Consider the following 263-nt stretch of genomic DNA (forward strand, 5'->3'; position numbering starts at 1 on the left):
CGGAGGACCTCGTGCTCGTCGTGGACCTCGGCGGCGGCTCCACCGTGCTGGTCGTCGGCACGCCCGCGGGCGAGGTCGTGGGCGCGGTCAGCCTGGTCATGGGCTGCGTGCGGTTCACCGAGCGTCATCTGCGCTCCGTCCCCCCGACGTCGGATGAGGTCACCGCGGCCCGCGCAGACGCGCTCCGTCTCCTCGGCGGCGCCGCCGCCCGCCTGCCGCTGGAACGCGTGGCGCGCGTGGGCGGCGTGGCCGGCCCGGTGACC

1 pseudogene is annotated in these 263 nt (G+C 77.6%); it reads left to right on the forward strand.

The annotated features are described in order from the left end of the window. Positions 1–263, forward strand: a pseudogene (locus KVS67_RS12180) (DUF501 domain-containing protein); the annotation flags it as partial.

Source organism: Micrococcus sp. GbtcB5, assembly GCF_019091605.1.
GTDB classification, from domain to species: Bacteria; Actinomycetota; Actinomycetes; order Actinomycetales; family Micrococcaceae; genus Micrococcus; species Micrococcus luteus.